The sequence below is a fragment of the Acinetobacter sp. YH12136 genome (genome assembly GCF_013418545.1).
GTDB lineage: Bacteria > Pseudomonadota > Gammaproteobacteria > Pseudomonadales > Moraxellaceae > Acinetobacter > Acinetobacter towneri.
On record NZ_VPBV01000015.1, the window covers coordinates 55,378 to 77,102 of the forward strand.

Annotated in this window: 16 protein-coding genes; 5 read left to right on the forward strand and 11 right to left on the reverse strand. The window is 41.2% G+C overall.

All coding sequences use genetic code 11. From position 1 onward, the window contains the following. Window positions 1-14 precede the first annotated feature (14 nt). The 6 genes from FTU71_RS08515 to efp all read right to left on the reverse strand — a co-directional run bounded on the left by FTU71_RS08515 (window position 15) and on the right by efp (window position 7,332). Window positions 15-2,042, reverse strand: a complete 2,028-nt coding sequence (locus FTU71_RS08515; RefSeq protein ID WP_180072265.1) for a DUF3488 and transglutaminase-like domain-containing protein — start codon at window positions 2,040-2,042, stop codon at window positions 15-17. 5 nt (window positions 2,043-2,047) lie between these two features. Continuing rightward, a complete protein-coding gene (locus tag FTU71_RS08520; RefSeq protein ID WP_167845921.1) occupies window positions 2,048-2,956 on the reverse strand; it encodes a DUF58 domain-containing protein in 909 nt (302 codons plus the stop codon). Window positions 2,957-2,963: 7 nt separating this feature from the next. After that, complete coding sequence (locus FTU71_RS08525) at window positions 2,964-3,923, reverse strand: AAA family ATPase (protein WP_180111820.1); 960 nt, start codon at window positions 3,921-3,923, stop codon at window positions 2,964-2,966. A 157-nt stretch (window positions 3,924-4,080) separates the two neighbouring features. Then, complete coding sequence (locus tag FTU71_RS08530) at window positions 4,081-4,386, reverse strand: YbdD/YjiX family protein (protein ID WP_171324790.1); 306 nt, start codon at window positions 4,384-4,386, stop codon at window positions 4,081-4,083. A gap of 10 nt (window positions 4,387-4,396) precedes the next feature. Beyond that, window positions 4,397-6,496 (reverse strand): carbon starvation CstA family protein, encoded by a 2,100-nt coding sequence (locus FTU71_RS08535; protein ID WP_004971612.1) that lies wholly within the window; start codon window positions 6,494-6,496, stop codon window positions 4,397-4,399. Window positions 6,497-6,762: 266 nt separating this feature from the next. Continuing rightward, window positions 6,763-7,332, reverse strand: a complete 570-nt coding sequence (gene efp, locus FTU71_RS08540) for an elongation factor P (protein ID WP_004971615.1) — start codon at window positions 7,330-7,332, stop codon at window positions 6,763-6,765. Window positions 7,333-7,644: 312 nt separating this feature from the next. Here efp and epmB point away from each other — a divergent pair, with 312 nt between their 5' ends. The 3 genes from epmB to FTU71_RS08555 are packed head-to-tail and all read left to right on the forward strand — an operon-like array spanning window position 7,645 to window position 12,526. After that, window positions 7,645-8,661 carry an EF-P beta-lysylation protein EpmB gene (gene epmB / locus FTU71_RS08545; protein WP_096901068.1) on the forward strand — a complete coding sequence of 339 codons (1,017 nt, stop codon included), beginning with the start codon at window positions 7,645-7,647 and terminating at the stop codon, window positions 8,659-8,661. A 14-nt stretch (window positions 8,662-8,675) separates the two neighbouring features. Continuing rightward, the gene (locus FTU71_RS08550) at window positions 8,676-10,421 is read left to right on the forward strand and encodes a GTPase (RefSeq protein ID WP_096901069.1); all 1,746 of its coding nucleotides are present in this window, start codon (window positions 8,676-8,678) and stop codon (window positions 10,419-10,421) included. Further along, on the forward strand, window positions 10,403-12,526 hold the full coding sequence (locus FTU71_RS08555) for an EAL domain-containing protein (RefSeq protein ID WP_180111817.1): 2,124 nt from the start codon (window positions 10,403-10,405) through the stop codon (window positions 12,524-12,526). The genes FTU71_RS08550 and FTU71_RS08555 overlap by 19 nt, the downstream gene beginning before the upstream one ends. Before the next feature lie 86 nt (window positions 12,527-12,612). Here FTU71_RS08555 and rpmE read toward each other — a convergent pair whose 3' ends face one another. From rpmE to FTU71_RS08575, 4 genes are all read right to left on the reverse strand, one after another. After that, window positions 12,613-12,837, reverse strand: a complete 225-nt coding sequence (gene rpmE, locus FTU71_RS08560) for a 50S ribosomal protein L31 (RefSeq protein ID WP_004971624.1) — start codon at window positions 12,835-12,837, stop codon at window positions 12,613-12,615. A 203-nt stretch (window positions 12,838-13,040) separates the two neighbouring features. Next, a complete protein-coding gene (locus tag FTU71_RS08565) occupies window positions 13,041-14,039 on the reverse strand; it encodes a bile acid:sodium symporter family protein (RefSeq protein WP_179994058.1) in 999 nt (332 codons plus the stop codon). A gap of 162 nt (window positions 14,040-14,201) precedes the next feature. Then, the gene (gene gloA / locus FTU71_RS08570; RefSeq protein WP_004971627.1) at window positions 14,202-14,603 is read right to left on the reverse strand and encodes a lactoylglutathione lyase; all 402 of its coding nucleotides are present in this window, start codon (window positions 14,601-14,603) and stop codon (window positions 14,202-14,204) included. A 1-nt stretch (window position 14,604) separates the two neighbouring features. Then, window positions 14,605-16,803: an MFS transporter gene (locus FTU71_RS08575; RefSeq protein WP_096901072.1), complete on the reverse strand. Its 2,199-nt coding sequence runs from the start codon at window positions 16,801-16,803 to the stop codon at window positions 14,605-14,607. Window positions 16,804-16,997: 194 nt separating this feature from the next. Here FTU71_RS08575 and FTU71_RS08580 point away from each other — a divergent pair, with 194 nt between their 5' ends. After that, on the forward strand, window positions 16,998-19,691 hold the full coding sequence (locus tag FTU71_RS08580) for a Lon protease family protein (protein ID WP_131261142.1): 2,694 nt from the start codon (window positions 16,998-17,000) through the stop codon (window positions 19,689-19,691). A gap of 123 nt (window positions 19,692-19,814) precedes the next feature. Here FTU71_RS08580 and grxD read toward each other — a convergent pair whose 3' ends face one another. Continuing rightward, complete coding sequence (gene grxD / locus FTU71_RS08585) at window positions 19,815-20,156, reverse strand: Grx4 family monothiol glutaredoxin (RefSeq protein WP_019837647.1); 342 nt, start codon at window positions 20,154-20,156, stop codon at window positions 19,815-19,817. Between the two features lie 161 nt (window positions 20,157-20,317). On the opposite strand from grxD, the gene FTU71_RS08590 reads away from it, so the two are divergent. After that, window positions 20,318-21,529, forward strand: a complete 1,212-nt coding sequence (locus FTU71_RS08590; protein ID WP_131261143.1) for an aspartate aminotransferase family protein — start codon at window positions 20,318-20,320, stop codon at window positions 21,527-21,529. The last annotated feature ends 196 nt before the right edge of the window (window positions 21,530-21,725 follow it).

The following is a 21,725-nucleotide window of genomic DNA, read 5'->3' on the forward strand; positions in this document are numbered from 1 at the left end:
TTCAGTTTTGATTTTTAAGACAAGTCCTTTCTGTGTTTTTTCAACACATCCGAGCAAGTTTTAAGCAAATCAAAAAACACCTGCTCTGAAACACGGTCATGTTCAGGCGCATAAGAATATTGTTGATAGCACACGCCTAAACGCTTAAATGCCTCTTGTTCATTTGCATCTACCTGCGCTGCTAAACGCTGCATCCACACACTCACTGTTTCTGCATCCTGTTTTTGCAACTGAGCGGGCAATCTTTTAGAAAATTTGTCTAAGGCACGATTTATGCGAGAACCTTGCTGACGTTTTTTCCAAAAAATCCAGCCAAAATACCCTGCTAAGATCATGAGAATACTTGAAACCAACACCGCTGCCAAAGCATAGTTTGAGTGCAGCCCTAAGCGTCCAAACCAGTGACGCTGTGACTCGGCATCATAACCCACGACCTTGCTTTGCCATTGATAACTTGCATAATCACTCCACACCCGTAAAGAACGAATAAAATTAGAATGTTGGTATTGCCACATTTGTGTGTCAGCACCCAAAACGGCCCGATCATCTGCCATTAGGTTTTGCATACCATCATCTATACGTTGAGGTGCAATGATGGCTGTCGGGTCTATGCGTACCCATTGTTGATTGAGCAACACTTCTGTCCAAGCATGTGCATCTTGCTGTCGTACTTCCCAGCTTTGTCCATCGGGTGCAAGTTCCCCACCCTGATAGCCCACGACTACACGCGCTGGAATCCCGACATAACGCATCAATAAGGCAAAACTTGAGGCATAATGTTCACAAAAACCTTGCTTACTCTGAAACAAGAATTCATCGACTCGGTTTTGTCCGAGCATTCCAGGTTTTAAGGTATAACTAAAGCCATTATTGCGATACCACTGCAATACATTCTGCACGTAGCGTTCAGGTTGTTGCTGACTTTGAGCAAACATCTGCAGGGCAAATTGCTGAGCTTTTGGGTCAGATTGCGTCTGTACCTGAACATTTAAACGCTGGCTAAAGCGTCGATAACGCTCGTTCTGTGCATCATCCCCTTGAATACGTGCAGATTCCCCAACCCACTGCAAAGCAATCGGTTGAATCCGACCATTTTGACGCTGTGGCACCATACTCCAATCACGGCGTAACACATAGCCGTGTTGATTCGGTACAGATTTTTCCAGCGCCATAATCCACTGTACACGTGGATCTGCTGCAATATATTGATACTGAAAATCGACTTGCTCTGGCTGTAATTGTGCTGCCTGAACGGGTTGTTGATTGCTGAAATTGCTTGTCCATGTGCGACCATCATATTGATCCAGTACCATCGCCCGCCAATATAGTTTTGAACGTGGCGGCAGTTGCTGCATATTCCCCACAATACGAAATGCCAAAGCAGAAGATTGTGATAATTCGGCAATATCGCCTGGTGACATCGTGTCACTAATACCTGTCACGCCTTTGGCATCAGGAATAGGTACATGCCACAATGGCGGTAAACGTGGAAAGAATAAAAACAATAATAAAAAGAATGGCAAAGCGTATGCGATAAACTTGGCGACATTTTTAAGGTCATGCTTTGCATCTTGGCTGCTCGAATGACGCGACGCATAATCTGAAAATGCACTTTTTTGAATCCGATATAACCCAATTAAACAACTGTTTAAACATAGAATGACCAACACGGTCATCCACATGCTTTGGCTGTATAAAAATGAACTGGCGCTCACAAAAAGCGCAAAATTAAATAAAATAATCAGGTCGCGCTGAGTATGACTTTCTAAAGCTTTGGCAAACAAAAAGGTGCTTAATAAGGCAACCCCTGCCTCTACACCAATCAGGCTTTTATAACTCAAATAAATGCTGGCTAAGGCACAACAGGTCAATCCATAAGTCCAAACTTTAGAAATACGCGCTGTCTTGTTTTTATAGTGAAGATACAACAGCAACAACATGAGTCCGAAAATGACACTCAATGCCACAGGGCTAAACAGCATGTGAGCAGCCAAAATTAAGATCAGGCTAAGCAGAATAGATTGCTGAATCGAATTGTGCATGATCATCAAGCCTGTGCCAAAAGAATTTTTGCCTGTTTCAACTGCCGCTCACCTACGCCTTTTTCAAGGGTCGCATGTGGCAAAAACATCGCATAATTCAACTGTTGTTGTTCACATTGCTCGGCCAAACCCATCATCAAACTTAATTTTTCTTCGTGGGTCGGTGCAGGCATGTGTTCATAGTGAATGTCGATACTCTGTTGATCCTGATATTGTTCAAAAACTTTGACATATAAGCCTTGCCCTCGTGCCGCTTGCTTCCACGACACAGCTTGCAAAGAATCGCCCAATTGAAAATCACGCAGCTCACGAAACTCGTCTAAATCAGGTTGAAAGCTGTGTTGATGCTGTTTATTCTCTGCGCTATACATGGCGGCTTTGGGCGCAACCCACGCGGTACGTGTCAAATTCAAATAAGTCCACGCACGTACCAAGCCAAAAGGATAAACCGAATAAATGTGTAAATGAGGGAAATTAAACTGCCCACGTTGCTCCGCAAAAAATGTCAATACATACTGCTGCTGGGTGTCTTGAATAAGAACCTTTTCTAATTGATGATTGGCTTTAATCCATAAATAGCGTGCCTGCGCGACCTCTTGTTTGAAATGCAATTGTAATTGCAATACTTCGCCCACTTGCCCAACTTCAGTAGTCACAATTTCTATCTCTAATTCATGCAACTGCTTAAAGGTCAAATAAAAGCTGATACATAAAATGGCACTGATCAAAAAGCAAAAGCCTAAAATCAGGTTATTGCCATAATTCACGCCTGCAATAAACGTGATCAAAATCAGCACTAAATACAGATAGCCCTGTTGGTAAATAAAAACCAAAATATCTTTTTGTTTTAAGGCCTTGTGTCGATCAAATTTAAAACGTGTCTTGATCCAGTTTTGCCATGCCTGCTTAAACATGCGTGTACTAACTCACTTTAACCTGTTGCATCACATACAAAGTTTCTGCCTCACTCAATCCAATACGATGTGCAGCAACTGCCACAAATACCGCTTGAATATCATCGGCAGTGACAAAACTACGTTGCTCAATTAGAGCATGTGCTTGTGCTGCTTTTTTCAATGCCAAAACACCACGGGTAGATAATCCGTGACGCGCTTTACGGGTTTCTGTGGCTAAGTCGAGTAAGTAATCTAGCGCGGTATCTGACACATAAATTTCCGTGACCAATTGCTGTATATTTAAAATTTCTGTTTCAGTAAAAATATGGGCCAAACTGGCAATCAGCGCATGTCTGGAGTTTTGTTGCAGCAACATTTTTTCAGCAAAACGCGATGGATAACCCAAAGACAGACGCATTAAAAAACGATCAAGCTGTGATTCTGGCAGCGCATAAGTACCACTTTGAAACAGTGGATTTTGTGTGGCAATCACCCAAAAAGGTTGCGGCAAGCTATAACGCACACCATCCACCGTAACCGCGCCTTCTTCCATCGCTTCCAACAAGGCACTTTGGGTTTTAGGCGAACAACGGTTAATTTCATCTGCCAATAAAATTTGGGTAAAAATAGGGCCTTGCTTAAACTCAAATTGATGTTCTTTTTGATTAAACATATTCACGCCAATCACATCACTGGCCAGCATGTCATTGGTAAACTGAATACGCTGAAATTGCAGACCCGCCAAGTGCGATAAGGCACTCGATAAAGTCGTTTTACCTAATCCGGGTAAATCTTCAAAAAGCACATGCCCGCCCGCCAACAAACAACTTAACGCCAATTTGGTCTGCTGTTCTTTATCTAAAATAATGGTATTAATTTCAGTCAAAAAAGCCTGAATTTTTCCAGCATAAGATTCAATCTGTGCATTGAGCTGTTGCTGCGCTTGCGTCAGTTGTTGTTTTTGAACTTTTTCTGTACCCCAAATCACAGTAAATCCCCTTATCCCCAATAAAAAACGGCGCATGTTTAAACATACACCGTTTTGCTAAATTTCCAAAGAAATCCTCGAGATATTCTAAACTGCCTAAAAAAGTAAGTTTTAAACAGCTCGTATCTCTATACGTTTCCATGGTGATACGGGATTAACACGGACACTTTTTCAAACCACCTTTTGCCGATGGATAACGCGCATCGACACAGTAGCGATAAAAAGTCTTCGGATCCATGGCTTCTAAATCTGGATGATGCTTACGCATGTGTTCCAAATAATTCTGATAATCGGGTACACCGACCATTAAACGAAAACTTTGTTGCAAACGCTGCCATAAAGTAGCGATACGCGACCAGTTTTTCGGATTCAGAATCAAATCCTTTTGCGACATGATGGTCATTTTAATGATGTTGTAAATCACCGTTTTACCCTGTTGGGCAAATTTAAGCTTAATCATGTGCTCACTCCTAATGACCGCTATTCGGCTGAATCGTTTCAGGATCACGATAAATCGCTTCAGCTTCATGTACAGTTGGTGTTGGACTTGCCAAGGCACGACGAATCACCCCAATGGCAGCGAACAACATCACAAATGCCACAATCATAAAGAAACCACATAACACGGCATTAATTTGATTGGACATGACAATGGTTTGCATTTCAGTCACTGTTTTTGCAGGTGCTAAAATTTCATTGCGTTGAATTGCAGCATTGAAACGATCTGCTTGCGCCAAGAAACCAATTTTGGGATTGTCGTGGAAAATCTTTTGCCAACCTGCAGTCATTGAAGTAATGAACAAGAAAACTGTAGGGATAATCGTCACCCAAACATATTTTTCTTTTTTCATTTTAAACAGAATCACTGTACCTAAAATGAGCGCCATCGCTGCCAAAATTTGGTTACCAATACCAAATAGAGGCCATAAGCTATTAATACCGCCTAAAGGATCGACCACGCCTTGATAGACGAAGAAGCCCCAACCAGCCACCGCAACTGCTGTGCCAAGCAAGTTACCAAAGAAGTTATGTGAATTTTTCACTGCAGGAATAACAATACCTACAGTATCTTGCACCATAAAACGGCAAGCACGTGTGCCTGCATCTACTGCAGTTAAAATAAATAAGGCTTCAAATAAAATGGCAAAGTGATACCAGAATGCCATCATTGAGCGGTTATTAAAAATCTCGGTGATGATATGTGCCATACCAATTGCAAACGTTGGCGCACCACCCGTACGTGACAGAATCGAGCTTTCACCGACTTCTTTTGCCAAAATGGTTAAAGCCTCAGGAGTCACTACAAAGCCTAAATTTCGTACCGCTTCTGCTGCACTTTCCACCGTTGTACCTAAAACTGCAGTGGGTGCATTAATGGCAAAGTACACGCCTGGGTCTAGCACCGTGGCACAAATCATTGCCATGATTGCCACGAAAGACTCCATCAACATGCCGCCATAACCAATCATCCGAATGTCTTTTTCGTTATTGACTAGTTTTGGCGTCGTACCTGAAGACACTAAGGCGTGGAAACCTGAAATCGCACCGCAGGCAATGGTAATAAATAAGAATGGGAACAATGAACCCGCAAATACTGGCCCTGTACCATCAATAAAATGGGTCACCGCAGGCATCTTCATTTCAGGCATTGCAAACACAATCCCGACAGCCAAACCCGCTATAACACCAATTTTTAAGAACGTCGATAAATAATCACGTGGCGCCAATAACAACCACACTGGCAAAACTGAAGCAATAAAACCGTAGGCAATTAAACACCACGTTAATTCTGTGCCACTTAAAGTAAATAAAGGCCCCCAGAATGGATGCTGTGCAACATTTTCACCATAAATAATACCCATCATCATCAGGACAAAACCAATAATGGAAACCTCAGCAATTTTCCCCGGGCGAATAAAACGCATATAAATGCCCATGAAAATCGCAATTGGGATGGTGGCTGCAATACTAAATACGCCCCACGGACTATTGGTTAAAGCTTTCACGACAACCAAAGCGAGTACGGCAAGAATAATCACCATCACGCCCAGCGCACCCAGCATGACAATCACACCAGCAAATGAACCCAACTCTTGTTTTGCCATTTCTCCCAAAGAACGCCCATCACGACGTGTAGAAATAAACAAAACCAAAAAGTCTTGGACTGCACCTGCCAACACCACCCCGACTAAAAGCCAGATCGTGCCGGGTAAATAACCCATTTGTGCTGCAAGAATAGGCCCAACTAAAGGGCCTGCACCTGCAATCGCGGCAAAGTGGTGACCAAATAACACACTTTTATTGGTGGGCACATAATCTAAACCGTCAGCCAAACGATGTGCGGGCGTTAAGCGTCGCTCATTTAACTCAAATACTTTGGTGGCAATAAATAAACTGTAGAAGCGGTATGCAATGCTATAGACACAGACCGCAGCTAAAACTAACCAGACTGCATTGACGTGTTCGCCTCTACTGACTGCCAATATCCCAAAAGATACTGCACCCAATATAGCGACCAAAAGCCATATAATTTTTGAAGTCAGACCAGACTTCGGTTGAACTGTTTCCATGTCAATCTCTCTTCTTGTTACATTTTTTAAGTGTTACTTTTATTGTCGAGATGTAGCTTTATTTCCTAAATCCTTGGTTGATCCTGCTCCTTTTATTTTGATGTCTGCTGCCCTTACATCCATAGTGTGCGCTACCGTACACTTAAATGGAGCACCAACAGTTTCCTATACTTTTCACCTATTCTTTTACCACATAATCAAATCAACAAAAAAGGGGGATGACGCGAATCATCCCCCTCTTTTACTTATGATTTATCAATAAATCATTATGCGCGTTCTAGGTATTCACCTGTACGTGTATCTACACGAACGCTTTCTTCTTGCTGTACGAATAAAGGAACACGTACCACTGCACCTGTTTCTAATTTCGCTGGTTTACCGCCACCACCAGAAGTATCGCCACGTACACCCGGATCAGTTTCGACAATTTTTAATACCACGAAGTTTGGTGCGTTTACAGTTAAAGGCACACCGTTAAACAACATAATGGTACATTTTTCGTTTGAATCATCTTTTAACCATTTTGCAGCATCGCCCATTGCGGTTTTGTCAGCAGCAATTTGTTCAAAAGAAACAGGGTCCATAAAGTTCCACATTTCGCCATCGTTGTAGAGATATTCCATTTCCACTTCTACAATGTCAGCGGCTTCTAATGAGTCACCAGACTTAAATGTTTTTTCTAAAACTTTACCAGAACGAAGGTTACGAAGTTTTACGCGGTTAAACGCTTGACCTTTACCTGGCTTTACATATTCATTTTCCATGATTGAACATGGGTTACCATCAAGCATAACCTTAAGGCCTGACTTGAAATCATTCGTAGAATAATAGGCCATGACTGGCACACTCCAAACTGACTAACTTAACTATTTATGTTACAAAGCAAATGACCAACGCAGCTTTGCGATGCTCGCCATCTTGCAACATCTTTTTTCATCGGACGTATTGTAAATGAGCAAGCCATAACGAAGCAATGAAAATCCACTACCGATCACCTCAAGATATCGGTAAAATCAGCTGTTTTGTAATGATTCTGATTCAAAGCGATTAATCATTCGCGGCATTCACGCTCAATGAACAAAGAATTCATCTACGCTAAATAGATGTGTACTTGGTTCCTTTCACCTCATATTTAAATCTTTTCTGGCATGATCAACTACCTGTACCAAGAACAAAACTGGCAATCTCAACTCAGTGACTTGATCACCGACCCACGCGAATTGTTAAATATTTTAGAGCTGTCTGAACAGCAGTTGCTGTCAGGTGCTTTACTGGCATCCAATCAGTTTAAATTGCGTATCCCGCGTGCATTTGTGGCCAAAATGCAAAAAGGCAATCCACTCGATCCTTTACTGTTACAGGTTCTGCCACATCATTTAGAACTGGAAGATCATCCTGGATTTGTGACCGACCCTTTGGGTGAGGAACAAGCCAATCAACAACCTGGAGTCTTACACAAATATAAATCACGCTTTTTGCTGACCTTGACTGGTGCTTGCGCAGTACATTGTCGTTATTGTTTCCGCAGGCACTTTCCTTATCAGGAAAATCTGCCAAAAACTGAAGACTGGGACAATATCCGTAATTACATTGAAAGCCAGCCCGATATTAATGAAGTGATTTTAAGTGGTGGCGACCCACTCACTTTGTCAAATCGTAAATTAAATATCTGGATTGAGCGATTGGCGTCTATTCCACAAATAAAATTTTTGAGAATTCATTCACGAGTTCCGATTGTTATTCCCAACCGTGTCGATGAATCGCTGATTTCCTTACTAAAAAATAGTAGGCTGCGTATTATTCTAGTGGTACACTCGAACCACGCATCAGAATTAGATGACTTTACCTGTTCGCAACTTGCCAAGTTAGTCGAACAAAACATCACCGTTCTGAATCAAGCAGTCTTATTAAATGGGGTCAATAATTCTGCTCAGGTCTTGGTCGATTTAAGCTATCGTCTTTTTGATGCGGGGGTGATGCCTTACTATTTACACGTGTTAGATAAAGTAAAAGGAGCGCATCATTTTGATTTAATGCCGCAAGACATTGATCACATCTATAAAGAGCTTTTAGCGAACTTACCCGGCTATTTAGTTCCTAAACTCGTTAGGGAAATTGCGGGCGAAAAAAACAAGACACCGCTTTTTGGGGTTTCAACTTATTGAGTTAAATAACAATCATGAATATGAATACTTCAGATCTTTTTCTAGTTCCCAGCGAACTAAAGCTGGAGCAATTGAGTTTTTGTCAAAATACGGTTAAAAGCATTCAGGCATGGGCAGCGGATTTATCCATTTTACAATTGGGTGATTCTTCCCAAGCTCTATTTAATGCACTTTTAGAAATTTCAGAACTGAAATGTCAGGAAACATTACGTTTTGACTTAATTCAAGCTATTCATCCGACACTTGAAAATGTGCTTACCAGTCTGGAAAAGCATTTTTTCAACCAGGCTTTGATTAGTAATGACCGCAACGATCATATTATTGAACTCGCGCTGTTATTACGCAGTCATTTCGCCAAAGTCTATATTAATATTTCCCGACGTAGCCACCAACAACTCACCCAACAAAAATTTTCTTTATTTGCCTTTAATTTAAAAAAGAACTTACAAACTGCACGAGTTCTATCTAGCTATTATGCTTTACAACAATTAGCTCTACTGCGCTATCAACAACACATGCTTTATAGCCACGCCTTGCCAAATCAGTGGTTAATTGCACACCAACTTTTAGATACAGCCATTCAACAACATTATTATTTAAATAATATTAATCAGTTACAAGGCACACAACATCAACTGATTAATATTGCTCAAGCCTATGCACAGCTGATTTTATTGGAAATTTTCAATACCCATCAAATTCGACCTGCAGAAATTCAAGGCTTATATCTCTGTAGCTTTGATTGGGCAAAACTGATTCAAGTTTTACCCAAAGAAACGACGCTTTCACGTTATGTGGTCGATGCAAGCAAAGATCATCCACCTATTTACAATACGCACCAAAGCCAAGGTTTTCATGCCAATATTTTTATTGCAACTCAACCCCTACTCGATCATTTAAATGAAGCTCAAGGTCGTAAAGGTGAACATTTATCACGCAATGAAAAGCTATTCTTAACCCCTGCTTTGCATTTCCACTTGCACAATATTTTGACCAATACAGCAGAACGTGTGCATGAGCGTTATGAATATTCGGCACGGATTAAAATTTGCTTTGGTTTGACTGTGGCACATTTTTATCTGTCTAATGGTAAAAACTTCAATGAAACGCTGGCTTTGGGCGATAACTACCAATTCCAGAATGAAAGCCAGTTTATCAATGCCATGCATACCAACTCTACGGTAGATATTAGCGCTGTTAAAACCTTAGACCGTGAAGCCAAACAAATTTACAATGCCGATGTTTTAGATATTAGTGTCAATGGCTATCGTATTAAATGGACGGGTGAAACACCGAAAAACCTTAAAACAGGTGAATTTATTCTGGTTCAGGAAAATAGCCAAAGTCCGTGGCGTGGTGGTGTCATTCGCTGGATTAAACAATCTGCTGAAAAAAGCTTAGAACTTGGCTTGGAAATTTTAACCCAAGATATTTACCCTTGTGCTGTTTTTGTTAAAACAGATCGGCATACAGGACATTATCATCCAGCATTATTGGTACAAAGTACGCAGGTCAATGAAGTCAATACCTCATTGATTTTGCCAAGTCTGCAATTATTACGTGACAAACAAACCGTACAGCTACGTTTAGGTGAAGAAGAACTAAAAGTTTTCTTAATTAAGCCGTTATTGATTACCCAAAGCTTTATGCGCTTTGATTTTGAGTTGTTGAATGACCAACAACAGCCTTTACTTGATGGTTTTATTCAGAAACAAGTGAATGAAGTTAAAAATCACGATTTATGGGAAGCATTAAAGTGAGAAATCCATTATTGTCTAAAAAGCTCAAACGTACCGAAACACGTTTACTCATAATCGATGACAACCAAATACGTTTTAATCAAATTTGTGAACAACTCACTGCAAATGAGCACCGTGTTCAGGCTTATCTATTAGATGACATTAAAAACTTTGAAAAACAATTACATTTAACTTGGGATTTGGTGATCTTTGGTCGTGCTTATGACCTAAAAGTCGATCAGGCACTCACTTTAATTCGTGCATCACAGCAACCAAATTTACCGCTACTTTTGCTCAAACCAGACGATTACGATGCCACGCAATACACCAGTTATGTGCGCAAAGGCATCTATGACATTATCAATTTAGATTACCCCGAACGCTTCTATTTTGGCTTAATTCGCGCACTGTCTTTTAGTCGCTTACAGCAGTCACAAGAACAACTTATGACTGAACTGGAAAATGCACAATCACAAGCTCAGGCGTTGGTCGAAGACAGTAGCAAAGCAGTAGCCATTATTCAGGAAGGAATTCATGCACAAGCCAATGCTGAATATTTACAGCTATTTGGTTTAAAAAGTGAAGATGACCTTATTGGCTTGCCATTATTGGATTTATTGCAACCGCAAGATATTACAGATTTTAAATTCCGCTTTAAGAAAGTCAGTCAAGGACAATTTGAACACGGCCGTTTTGATATTCATAGCCAAAACCCGCTTCTGGCAAAACAAAACCCGCTCAAAATTGAATTTGTTGGAGCAGCTGACGACGCCATACAAATCACCATAGATATTGAAAATACGGCGCAAAATACTGTCCCTGCTCAAACGACAGCAGACAAAGCAGCGGCAAAACCAAGCACATACCAATTGGTAAATCGCACTTTAGCCAAACAGCCTTCTAGTGCCAATGCTTTGGTGGTGTTTTCTTTGGCGAACTGTCCTGAATCAATTTTCCAAGCCGACTGGCAAACCACAAAAAATTACTTTACCAACATTCAAAATTTTTTAAAAGAACAGACCAATGTACCATTATTTAATGTGAGTAATGGTTTAGTGGTTGGTTTGTTCCAAGCAGAATCGCCTGCAATTTTAGAATCGAAACTGATTGGCTTAAATTCACTCACGAAACCGCAATTACTTACGGTAGATCAACATACTTACCCACTTAATTTGCGTATTGGTTATGTGCCATTCACTCCAGACATTCAAAATGAAAGCAGTTTTGAGCAACTGATTAGCCAAGGTTTTGCCAACGCATTACCACAACAGCAAGAACAACATAACTCAGGTTTAACCTTAGACTTGTCCTTTGGTGAATCTAACTTAAATGTAATTGAATCTGCTGCAGCTGTACCACAATCGTATAGTGAATCTGCGATTATTGCAGCGATACGTCAAAGTCTTGATCGTGGTGAAATTCATCTGAAGTATCAACAACTTTATGATAAGCAAGACACCAATTTATATACCTATGAAGTAACTAGTGGCTTTATTTTCAATAGTGAATGGAAATCACTGACAGGCTTAATAGATTTGGCTGAAGACCCAGAATTATCCATTAAACTGGATCGTTGGATTTTGGTCGAAGCTTGTAAACAATTGCACAACTTCATCACCCAATATCCTGAAGCGAAGCTGATTATCAATTTAAACAAATTTGTTTTATTACAAGACCGCAGCTTCCCTGAGTTTGTGTCTAAACTGATAACGATTATTGGTAGCCGCCTAAGCCATCCATTAATTTTGCAATTCTCTGAAGAAGACATCAGCCAAAACTTAGGTGATGCGCAGAAACAAATCAGTTTATTACGTCAGCACGCCGCTGAAATTTCTCTGCGTGATTTTGGTCATTCGATTTATAGTGAATCTATCTTGAAACAAGTCGATATTCACTACTTGACCTTGCACAGTGCACTGACTGAAAAACTGGCTGCTGATGACTCGACGCAAGAATTACAGGAACAATTGAGCATTTATAGTGAAATTAAACCTGTAGAAGTGTTATTGCGTGACTTAAATGATATGAACCTGTTTGCGAATGCGTGGAATGTCGATGCGCGCTTTATTCAGGGTGATTATTTCCAGAAAAAACTCGATCATTTAATTGATGTGCAAGACCAATAAGGTCTTGTGCATTAGGGTCTATTTGTAGACCCTAAAATTTAAGGCACAAAAAAACGGGCAATTGCCCGTTTTTTTCGTACTGGATATTAACGTTTGATAGAACGTGACATACCAGCAAAACGTTGTTTGAACTTGTCGATACGACCGCCAGTGTCAACGTTCTTTTGCTTACCAGTGTAGAACGGGTGGCATGCAGAACATACGTCAAGATAAAGAGTTTCTTTACCAACTGCTGAACGAGTTTCGATTACGTTACCGCAAGAACAAGTTGCAACTAATTTTTCATATTTTGGGTGAATATCGGCGCGCATCGTCGATTACTCCTAAGATTTAAGAAGGCTTAAGCTGTCATCGCAATTGGTCACTCTCATTAAAAAAATGAGGACATGCTTTAAAAGCAGACCAACACCACAACAGACCATTCTTTTGGCCCACCGAGACGGATACCGTCAGAGCTAAGCACAACAAGTTGGGCAATATTATACGGAATAAAATATTTTAAAGCTAATTATTCTTAGGAATTTAATTCCTGAGGTTCAGTCGAATCGGGCTGCTTTTCGAGATAATTGGCTATCACACCGCACACCATCAACTGAATTTGATGGAAAATCATGATCGGTAAAACTATCATACCCAATGGCTGCCCAATAAATAAAATTTGCGCCATCGGCACACCGCTGGCCAAAGTTTTTTTGGAACTACAAAAAAATGCTGCGATTTGATCTTCACGTGCAAAACCCATCCACTGAGGTACAACCCATGCCAGCCACATCACAATAGTCAATAAAACTGAACACGACACAATTAACAGCAGCAAGGTCATACCACTCACCTGATGCCATAAACCCGCCACGACTGCCCCACTAAATGCCCCATAAACCACCATCAAAATTGAACCCTGATCAAACACCTTGACCAACTTTGGTAATTTCAACATATAAGGATAAACATAAGGACGCAGCAACTGCCCCAATATAAATGGTACCAACAGCAATAAAGTAATTTGAATAATTGAATGGGTCGGGTCAAAACCGTGTTCAGACTGCCCTAAAATAAAGATGCCTACTAAAACTGGGGTAATAAACATCCCAATTAAATTAGAGAATGACGCACTGCAGACTGCGCTGGCAACATTGCCTTTTGCCACTGACGTAAAGGCAATTGAAGATTGCACGGTTGAAGGCAAAAAGCACATGAACAAAAAGCCCCAATACAGCTCCTGCCCGAGCATTGGCACTAGAATTGGCTTTGCCAGCAAACCTAAAATTGGGAATAACGCAAAGGTAAAAGTAAATACCAACGCATGCAATTTCCAATGCATCATGCCCTGAATGACAGCTTCACGTGATAATTTCGCCCCATGCAAAAAGAATAAGATTGCAATGGCAACTGTCGTAATCACACTAAAAACTTCTGCTGCTTGCCCTGACACAGGCACGACACTGGCGAGGATGACCATCACAAACAAAAGAATGGTAAAGCGATCCAATGCCAATAACTTCAACATAAACACATCCTGTATATTCTTTTACTGTTGCAAAAAAGCCCAGCAATTTTTACCTTTTGATAAAGATATATTACTGGGCGATGTTCAATATTTTCAAACTGAATACTGAACAACATTCAGCTTATTGCACCACAAAGGTTTGGTTTTTACTGCTTTGCGGATGAAAACTTAGTTATTACGTGCGTTCTGATCTTGCTGAATCAGTTCAACTTTATAACCATCTGGGTCTTCAACAAAAGCAATGACAGTTACACCACCTTTCATTGGCCCTGCTTCACGTACCACATTGCCGCCACGCGCCTTAATTTCTTCACATGCTTTGTAGGCATCGTCTACCGCAATTGCGATATGACCATAGCCATTGCCCAAGTCATAACTGTCTGTATCCCAGTTATGCGTCAACTCCAAAACGGTGTGATTTTCTTCATCGCCATAGCCTACAAAAGCAAGGGTAAAACGACCTTCTTCATAATCACGCTTACGCAGCAAAGTCATGCCTAAAACTTCTGTATAAAATTTTAATGATTGCTCTAAATTACCTACACGTAACATGGTATGCAGCATGCGCATGTCATTCATCCTTTTGTTCAATCGGTTTTGCTTGTATGTGTTGATGGTCACGTAACAATTTCGCCACCCACACCACTAAAATTAAAATAGGGATTCCAATTAATGTGGTCATGAGGAAAAAGTTTGGATAACCAATATTGGTCACTATAGTACCTGAATAACCACCTAAAATCTTAGGAGTCAAGGTCATAAGTGAGCTAAAAATTGCATATTGCACAGCAGTAAATGACACACTGGTTAAACTGGATAAAAATGCGATAAAAGCCGCGCCCGCTAAACCTGAAGCCAAGTTATCGACAATAATCGCAAAATATAACCATGCTGTGCTATATGGCTTAATCACCTTGCCCTGAATTTCAACCATATTGTTTGAAGATGATTGAACGATCGGCAAAGGTTGTATATCTACATCCAAAGCATTGCCTTCATGTGTGTTTAAATCGACCTGATAGGTTTGGCTGTGTTGTTGTACAGTTTGCTGTCCATTTAATAATACAGCTTGCAGTTGTTTACTTGGTGAGTCTGCCAAAAGCTGCCCTGCAATCGCTGCCGTAAAAATTCCTTGTGCATCTAGTTTTGCATCAAAATTTTGACCATCTAGCTGCAGTACAATTTTTTGCTGTTCGGTTAAGGCAGGCCCTGCATATTGCCCACGTACGACAATACTGTTGCTGGCTTCATTTTCGCTAATACGATTATCCGAAGTCAGTGGTAAAAACTGGAGTTGTGCAGTTTCAATCTCAGTTTGGTGCAAATACGGCATCGACACTAAACGTGACGGCGTATCGCCCGTTTGGTATTGCGCACGTACCTGAATTTCATCCTGTGTTGCTAAAACCTGACTAGGCACAGCCACTTTCCAATATCCAACTTCATCGGCCTGGGTTTGATATTGTTGCTGCCCCACAGAAACTTGCACATCGCTCAGTTGCTGTCCTGACTTCACCAGACCAATAAAAATAAGATTGGTGGATGATGCCAACACCGCGCCAACAAACATTAATTTCATAATGTTCATACGCTGTGCCAGTAAACCGCCCAAGAAGCCACCCACTAAACTGAAAATGACCCCATAAACCTTAACCGCTTCGGCAATTTGTTCTTTGCTAAAGTTCAAATCCTGATAGAACACATTGGAAATTACACCTGCAATAATGTCTGAAACTCGATAAAAACCAATCAAGAGTAATAACACCAGTGCCAGTTTCATGCCGTAGCGTTTAAAGAAATCTGCAACAGGATGCACCCATGTTTCAAATGCCATCTGTTTATTGACTGCGCCCAATTTGACCAAAATTGTGCCCATGCCTACAGCAGCCGCACCCGATGCAATAAAACGTAAAGCTTCTATAGAAAATAATAAAAATGCATCTTTGAGTTGGAATTGTTGTTTTAAGGCTTCGGTAAAATTACCCGAAAAGACGTAGCACAATACAAAACTGAATACCGCAACAAAAAACACCGTAACCAGACGAAAATAGTCGCGTCGTTGATAATGCTTGCTGACCCGATTCACTTGCGGCTCACGAATCACCAAAGTCGTGATAATGCCAATCAGCATCACCGCAGCCATCGCCAAATAGGTAATTTTCCATGCACTATAAATATAGTTGCCTTTGGCTGTACCTAACGAGGCTGCCAAAAATAAAGCACCTGCCCCTGCGACAATCATCCCAATGCGATAGCCCGCGTTATAGGTCGATGCCAACACGGTTTGCATTTGAGTTTCAGCCAGTTCGATACGGTAAGCATCAATCACAATATCTTGCGTGGCTGCAGAAAAGCCCAGTAATACTGCACCCAATGCCATTTGATATAAATGCGCCTGTCCCAAAGCTGGGTCAGAAAATGCCATCACCGCAATTGCACAAACAATTAAACATTGGGCGATGAGCAGCCATGCCCGACGTCGCCCCAGTTTTTTGGTTAAATAGGGTACGGGTAATTCATCAATTAATGGTGCCCAGACAAATTTAAAGGAATAACCCAAGGCAGCCCAACTAAAGAAAGTGACCGCACTTTTGTCAATGCCTGCTTCGCCCAACCACAAAGATAGACTGGAAAAAATCAGTAAAATTGGAATACCTGCAGAGAAGCCCAAAAACAGCATAATCAGCGCACGACGGTCTAAAAATGCCGTAAATGCAGCTTTCCACCCTGTATTTTGTGCTGAAGTTTGCCCAGTCTGTTGTGTGGTCATTCGATTATTATTTTCTATCAAGTCAAATTGTTGTTATTCAATCGCGGAATAGCTTCTGTTTCAACAGTATTTATGAAATTATCCACAACAGCTTTGTCATTTTGTAGTAAAAATTACGGCTTAGCTTGAATTTTCCGCTTAAACCTGTATACCTTTAAACTTCTAACTGCAATATTTCGTTTTGGATTTCTACAGTGACCCAAAGACTTGATCAAATCACCCCATCAATGACAACCAACACAACAACAGCAGCGCAAGATGAACAACAACCGCTTCTCAGCTCTGCCTTTGAACAAAGCGAAATACAAACGACTTTAGAAAATACACGACTCAAAGCAACACAACTAACCCATATTCCAAATTACGATAACATTCCCGCTTCGACCCGACGCATTAAACCGCTGAATAATTTTTTAGGACAAGATCGGGCACGCGCTTCGGTGGAAGCAGGTATTTCCCTGCCATATTCTGGCTACAATATTTTTGCAGTGGGTACGGCGGGATTGGGCAAACGTACCATGGTCAAGCGTTTGCTGCAGCAACATGCCAAGAGCATGCCCACACCGAATGACTGGGTTTATGTCAATAATTTCAAACACCCGCGCCAACCGATTGCCTTGCAACTGCCTGCAGGTCAAGCGCCTAAATTTCAAAGTTTGTTACATCAAACTTGGCAAACTATTTTAAAGCAACTCGAACGTCGCTTTACCGCAGAAACCTATCACAACCGCATTGAAATGATTCGTCAGCAAGCGGGTGATGAACAGCAACAAGCCTTAATTGAGCTGACCAGTGAAGGTGAAGAACTCGATTTAAAACTGATTGCGCAGGAAGATGAACATTGCTTTGTACCCGTGCATCTGAAAAATGACAAAATGCAGGAAATGTCTAAGGAAGATATTAACGCCTTGGACAGCAAAACCCGTGCAGAAATTGCGTCCAATATTCGTTATATGAATAAAAAACTGGAGCGTTTGGGTTTGCATTTAGGCGATTTAGAAGATGACGCACGTGACAAAGTACAAGACCTGAACCGTGATATTGCCAAACAAGTGGTAATGCCACGCATTGATATTATTCAAAATAAATATCCTAGTGTCGAAGGTTTGACTGAATATTTACAATACTATGCCGAAGATATTATTAATAATGTCGAGTTTGTTTTAGAACAGGAAGAAGATGATTTCCGTCCTGGCACCTTTAGCCGTATTCCTGCGCGCTACCAAGCCAATATTATTGTGACGCACAAACCCAACAGCGGTGTACCTGTTATTTTTGAAGATTTTCCAACCCATTACAATTTATTGGGGCATGTAGAACAACTCACGCAAAACGGCACCATTACCACTGACTTCACCTTAATTCGTGCAGGTAGCTTACATAAAGCCAATGGCGGCTTTTTGATGCTCGAAGCAGAGCAGTTACTGGAACAGCCTTATGCATGGCAAGGACTGAAACGCGCTTTAAAATCGGGGCAATTGAAACTTTCATCTTTGGAACACATGCTAACTTTAACAGGCAGCATTTCAATTGAACCACAAGCCATTCCACTAAATATTAAAGTGATTTTACTGGCAGAGCCTGAAATTTATTATGAAATTTTAGAGCTAGAACCCGAACTTGGCAGCGTGTTTAAAATCCGTGCCGACTTTACCGATACATTACAACGTAATGACGAAAACGAGCAGGCATATATGCAGCTGATTGCCGACTATGTGCAATCTGACAAATTATTACCATTTGACCGTTCTGCTTTGGCAGCTTTACTTACTGACTCAAGCCGTCAAGCTGAAGATCAAAGCTCACTCTCCTTACATGCCCTCACCTTGGGGGATTTAATTCGTGAATCGCATCACCATGCGGCACAGGCGGGCGATAAAACGGTTTCCGAACAGCATATCAATACCGCACTGGATCATCGCAAATATCGCTTAGGTTATTTAAGAGAACTGTACTGGCAAGATTTATCACGCGGTACGCAGTTAATAGAAACTCGCGGACATCGTTTAGGGCAAATTAATGCCCTGTCGGTCATTCACTATGCCGATGTAGAGTTTGGCTTACCTTCGCGCTTAACCGCCTCAGTCTATCAAGGCGGCGGCGATATTTTAGATATTGAACGCAGTGTTGAACTTGGCGGTTCTTTACATGCCAAAGGCGTGTTGTTGATGGCCAGTTTCCTCAAAGCACATTTTGGCCGTGAGCAAATTTTACATTTTTCTGCTGCCCTTGCCTTTGAGCAAAGTTATGGTCAGGTTGATGGTGACAGTGCAACAGTGGCAGAGCTTTCTGCTTTGATTTCTGCAATCAGCCAACTACCTATTGACCAATCTTGGGCCATTACAGGCTCCATGAACCAACTCGGTCAAGTACAGCCAATTGGTGGCGTGAATGCAAAAATTGAAGGTTTCTTTGATGCCTGCAAACTGCAAGGTTTAACTGGCAAGCAAGGCGTGATTATTCCACGTCAAAATATGCAGCACCTTATGTTGCGTAAAGATGTGATTGAAGCGGTAGAACAAGGTCAGTTCCACATTCACGCCATTGATACCATTGACCAAGCCTTAGAAATTTTAATGGCGCGTCCTGTGGGTAAACTCACTAAAAAAGGACGTTACAGTAAAGGTTCAATTTACGCTGCAGTGATGGAACAACTTGAGTATTGGCAAGCCATTGAAGATGGTGCTGAAATTGAAGAAGAGCCAAAGAAAAAGAAAAAGTCCAAGAAAGAAAAGGACAAAAAAGACCCAGAGAAAAAGGACAAAGCGCAAAAAGCCAAGAAAAAACAGAAATCGGCTGAACCATCTGATGCGGCAACTTCTGATGAAGTCACTGCTGAGTCGGCTGAAACTGCTGAACTTGCAACTGAAAGTACTGCGGTAAACTAAGTGCAGTGATTCAAATCAGCTATTCAAGTGAATTCCAGATATAAAAAAAGCGCCAAGGCGCTTTTTTTATATCAACTTTTTTGTATGGATGACTTTGGTCTAGTGTGACCCAAGTCCAATACTTTAAGCTTCAGGTGCTGGGCTGTATTGCTCAACTAAAGGCTTTAACTCACCTTTCTGGAACATATCCAACATAATATCGCTACCACCAATCAACTCACCGTTAATCCACAATTGTGGGAAAGTTGGCCAGTTGGCAATTTTTGGCAAAGTGGTACGAATATCCTGATTCTCTAAAATATTCACATAAGCAAAAGGACGACCAATTTGACTGAGTGCTTCTACTGCGCGCGCAGAAAAACCGCATTGTGGAAATTGTGGTGTGCCTTTCATGTAAAGAAGAACAGCATGTTTAGCAATTTGTTCACGAATTAACGCTTCGGTATCGCGTACTTGTTCAGTCATTGGTAAATCCTCAACTCATCTGTGTGGCATTATACCCAAAACCGAGCAAAACAGTACGTCTAAAGCAATAAATCCAATTTTATTTACAATTAGGCTTTTCATCTGCAGTAGATTTTGCTTATATAAGTTTTTCCCTCCAACCTAACAGATAAGAGTTAGTCATGAATAACATTACCCTTGCTCCTGTGCAAACTGATCAACCATCACATTTGATGCCTGTATTTGGCCGTCAGCCGATCAGCTTTGTCCGCGGTCGAGGTTCTTATCTTTATACTGAAGATGGCACAGAATATTTAGATGCACTTACAGGCATTGCCGTATGTGGTTTAGGTCACGCACACCCTGCAATTACCGAAGCCATTGCAGATCAGGCGGCTACCTTAATTCACACCAGTAACTTGTTTGAAGTGCCTTGGCAGACTGCTGCTGCACAAAAATTGGCGCAAGTTGCTGGCATGGAAGAAGTGTTTTTTTCAAACAGTGGCGCAGAGTCTAACGAAGGTGCAATTAAAATTGCACGTAAATTCGGTCACATGCAAGGCGTAGCCAATCCTAAAATTATTGTTGCAGATCACTCTTTCCACGGTCGTACTTTGGCTACCCTGTCTGCAACTGGCAATAAAAAAGTTCAGGAAGGTTTTGCACCTTTGGTTGAAGGCTTTATTCGTGTGCCTTTTGGTGATGTCGAAGCCATTGAAGAAGCTGCGATTCAGCATCCTGATATTGTGGCTATTTTAGTCGAGCCGATTCAGGGTGAAGGCGGTGTGAATACTGCACCACAAGGCTTTAGCTACCTAGAAGACATCCGCCGTATTTGTAATCAACACAACTGGCTGATGATGCTGGATGAAGTACAAACAGGAAATGGTCGTACAGGTAAATTCTTTGCTTATCAGCACACCAATATTGTGCCTGATGTATTGACTACAGCGAAAGGTTTGGGCAATGGCTTCCCAATTGGTGCAGTCATGACTCAAGGTCGTGGTGTGGGCGTTCTTACTGCTGGTAATCATGGCTCAACCTACAGTGGTACTGCGTTAGGTTCACGCGTGGTTTACACTGTTATTGACACCATCCAGAAAGAAAACTTGGTAGAAAATGCAGCAAAAATGGGTGGCTACATTGTGGAACAATTGCGTCAACAACTCGCAGACCAAAATGTAAGCGTGCGTGGTTTTGGCTTGATGATTGGTATTGAATTACCAAAACCATGTGCAGAGTTGGTCGATATTGCCCGCGATGAATACAAAATGATTATTAACGTAACTGCAGGTTCTGTGGTGCGTTTATTGCCAACATTAAATATTACTCAAGCCCAGGCAGATCAATTGATTGAACGCCTTGTAGCAATGATTAAAAAATTCTTGGCTTAAATAAATCCCTAACAAAAAGCCGCAGTTTGAACTGCGGCTTTTTGCTAACTAAATGGTCGATCAGTATATTAACCCGAATTACGGATAAGAAAAGCCCTTGAAAAAAAGGTAGTTAGAGCCATTTAGAAAGTTACGACACAACCCAAAGGCTCTAACTACCATGTACGATTTTACAGAAATTTTTTGTATTGTTGAT

Coding starts and splice junctions, on each gene's coding strand:
- FTU71_RS08515 (WP_180072265.1), bottom strand. CDS start 2,042: ATGCACAATTCGATTCAGCAATCTATTCTGCTTAGCCTGATCTTAATT.
- FTU71_RS08530 (WP_171324790.1), bottom strand. CDS start 4,386: ATGATTAAGCTTAAATTTGCCCAACAGGGTAAAACGGTGATTTACAAC.
- FTU71_RS08520 (WP_167845921.1), bottom strand. CDS start 2,956: ATGTTTAAGCAGGCATGGCAAAACTGGATCAAGACACGTTTTAAATTT.
- FTU71_RS08575 (WP_096901072.1), bottom strand. CDS start 16,803: ATGACCACACAACAGACTGGGCAAACTTCAGCACAAAATACAGGGTGG.
- epmB (WP_096901068.1), top strand. CDS start 7,645: ATGATCAACTACCTGTACCAAGAACAAAACTGGCAATCTCAACTCAGT.
- FTU71_RS08550 (WP_096901069.1), top strand. CDS start 8,676: ATGAATATGAATACTTCAGATCTTTTTCTAGTTCCCAGCGAACTAAAG.
- efp (WP_004971615.1), bottom strand. CDS start 7,332: ATGGCCTATTATTCTACGAATGATTTCAAGTCAGGCCTTAAGGTTATG.
- FTU71_RS08555 (WP_180111817.1), top strand. CDS start 10,403: ATGGGAAGCATTAAAGTGAGAAATCCATTATTGTCTAAAAAGCTCAAA.
- rpmE (WP_004971624.1), bottom strand. CDS start 12,837: ATGCGCGCCGATATTCACCCAAAATATGAAAAATTAGTTGCAACTTGT.
- FTU71_RS08535 (WP_004971612.1), bottom strand. CDS start 6,496: ATGGAAACAGTTCAACCGAAGTCTGGTCTGACTTCAAAAATTATATGG.
- grxD (WP_019837647.1), bottom strand. CDS start 20,156: ATGACTGAACAAGTACGCGATACCGAAGCGTTAATTCGTGAACAAATT.
- gloA (WP_004971627.1), bottom strand. CDS start 14,603: ATGCGCATGCTGCATACCATGTTACGTGTAGGTAATTTAGAGCAATCA.
- FTU71_RS08590 (WP_131261143.1), top strand. CDS start 20,318: ATGAATAACATTACCCTTGCTCCTGTGCAAACTGATCAACCATCACAT.